We start from the raw sequence: 2,263 nt of genomic DNA, 5'->3' as shown, positions 1-2,263 counted from the left end.
CTGCCCAAAAATGTCGAGAGACGCCAATGGGTCAACAGGAATGATCGAATTAAGGTTTTTCTTAACGTAGCTGGTAACACACCTATGCTATACAGTGCTAAAACTCGGCGAGGGAGAGGTTCGTAGATTCCTATGTTTATTAGGAATCGTTTATTTATGTATGTAATGACCTTTACTCGTTTAGGAGTAGAGGTCTTTTTATTAACAAGCTTTGAGAATTCTCATAGTATAAATATTGACTAAAAAATGAAAGAGGAGGTGAGGAGCATGTCAAATTCTGACTCGGTTCCGTTACCCATATACTTCGAAACAAAAATATATGATGTAGGCAGGAAACGACTTGTTCCTCCCTCTATATTTATCATAAGATAACGTTCAATTTTATAGTGATAAATTGAACGTGGAACACTTTAACAGGACATAGAAATACATAAAGTGTTAAAGTGAGATAAATTGAGAAACAAAGCGTTTCTTCCTATGTTGTAAAGGAGGAGACGATAATATGTTATATGTAAACAAACTTGTGGGTAACATGTCTCATAAACAAAATAAAAAAGTGATGAAAGAACAATCTATGTTAAAACAAAATAAAGACTTGTTAATTGAAATTGCAACAAGAGATGTAAAATCTGTATTTGCTTATTTTAAAACAACAAGAGATGGTCTTTCTATGAAAGAAGCGCAAAAACGCATTCATGTGTACGGAAAAAATGAATTATCTTCAAAACGAGCAATCCTTTCTGATGTAATGATGAAACTAGGCGGAATGATTCCTGGATTTGCAAAGCAACGTGTTCATAATGAAAATCAGTGTGAGATTGTAACGGTAACTGTTTCTAGAGTAGAAGGATGTACAACTGCAGGGATGAATAATGAATCGAAAATAATGAAACTCCCAGTTGAAGAACTTGTTCCCGGAGATATGGTTTTTCTTTCAGCAGGTGATATCGTTCCAGCTGATGTACGTATTATTTATGCAGAAGATTTGTTAGTAAATGAATCGATGCTAACAGGAGAAGAAACGAATGTTGAGAAATTCGAAAGCTGTTATCATCTGGAACGCAAGCGTTTTATGCCATTAAAACGCATGAAAGATTACAATCCACTTCAACTTGAAAATGTATGTTTTCAAGGCACACATATTGTAAATGGAACTGCGAAGGCTGTGGTCGTTTCAACAGGTAAAAATACGTATTCTGGATTACTTCATACGTGCTGTGGCCAAACACATTGAACCGTTAATGGTGCTAAATATATTAAAACATTGTATAATAGATAAAGTTGAACAGAGACGTAGAATGGTAATCTATTCATATAACCTTACGTGATGACGTGAGGTTATTATTTTTTGTTAGTAGGAGAGGAATTATGAAAAAAGTATTGTTAGTTGATGGTATGGCACTATTATTTCGTGCTTTTTACGCAACAAGTGTGTATGGACAATTTATGAAACGACAAGATGGTACCCCAACAAATGGGATTCATGGTTATATGAAACACTTATTAACAGCAGCGCAAGCAATTGAACCGACGCATATTGTAACGTGCTGGGATATGGGAAGTACCACATTTCGAACGGAATCGTTCTCAAATTATAAAGCAAACCGCCCAGCACCACCAGAAGAGCTAATTCCACAATTTGATTTAGTGCAAGACATGACATCAAAGCTATCTATTCCTGTAATTGGTATGAAAGGCTATGAGGCTGATGACTGCATTGGGACGTTAGCAGAAGAATATTGTAATGAAGCGGAAGTATATATCTTAACAGGGGATACTGATTTACTACAACTTGTCGATACAAATGTTACGGTCATGCTTCTTCGTAAGGGAATCGGAAACTATGAGTATTATACTCCTGAGAAGATTATGGAAGAAAAAGGAGTGGAACCTTGGCAAATCGTCCATGCGAAAGCGTTTATGGGAGACACAAGTGATAACTATCCAGGTGTAAAAGGAATTGGTGAAAAGACGGCATATAAGCTCATTCAAGAACACGGAACAGTATCGGCAGTATTAGAAAACATAGCATCATTAACAAAAGCACAACGTACAAAAATTGAAAGTGATTTAGAGAACTTAAATGTATCATTACAATTGGCGAAAATTCATTGTGAAGTTCCAATTTCATGTTTACTAGAAGAGGGTCTGCATACAATTGATGAAGAGAAAATACGATTTGTTTGTGCGCAAATGAACTGGGGAAGACCTGAAATATTTATAAATATGTTATAAAAAAATATATACATTTATTAAAAAACAT

General features: G+C 35.2%; 2 protein-coding genes and 1 riboswitch. Both genes read left to right on the top strand.

All coding sequences use genetic code 11. The features are described from left to right. Positions 1-123: riboswitch (M-box (ykoK) riboswitch) on the top strand. This riboswitch is flagged as partial in the annotation. A 379-nt stretch (positions 124-502) separates the two neighbouring features. Continuing rightward, positions 503-1,234, top strand: a complete 732-nt coding sequence (locus V7183_RS25145) for a cation-transporting P-type ATPase (protein WP_335361235.1) — start codon at positions 503-505, stop codon at positions 1,232-1,234. Between the two features lie 134 nt (positions 1,235-1,368). Beyond that, the gene (locus tag V7183_RS25140) at positions 1,369-2,235 is read left to right on the top strand and encodes a 5'-3' exonuclease (protein WP_097898965.1); all 867 of its coding nucleotides are present in this window, start codon (positions 1,369-1,371) and stop codon (positions 2,233-2,235) included. Positions 2,236-2,263 lie beyond the last annotated feature (28 nt).

Source organism: Bacillus sp. JJ1127, assembly GCF_036965845.1.
Lineage (GTDB): Bacteria > Bacillota > Bacilli > Bacillales > Bacillaceae_G > Bacillus_A.
Note: the sequence above shows the minus strand (reverse complement) of the source record. Positions and strands in the feature narration are given on the sequence as shown.

Excerpts from the sequence above, each read along its gene's own strand:
- V7183_RS25145 (WP_335361235.1), top strand. The coding sequence starts at position 503 with ATGTTATATGTAAACAAACTTGTGGGTAACATGTCTCATAAACAAAAT.
- V7183_RS25140 (WP_097898965.1), top strand. The coding sequence starts at position 1,369 with ATGAAAAAAGTATTGTTAGTTGATGGTATGGCACTATTATTTCGTGCT.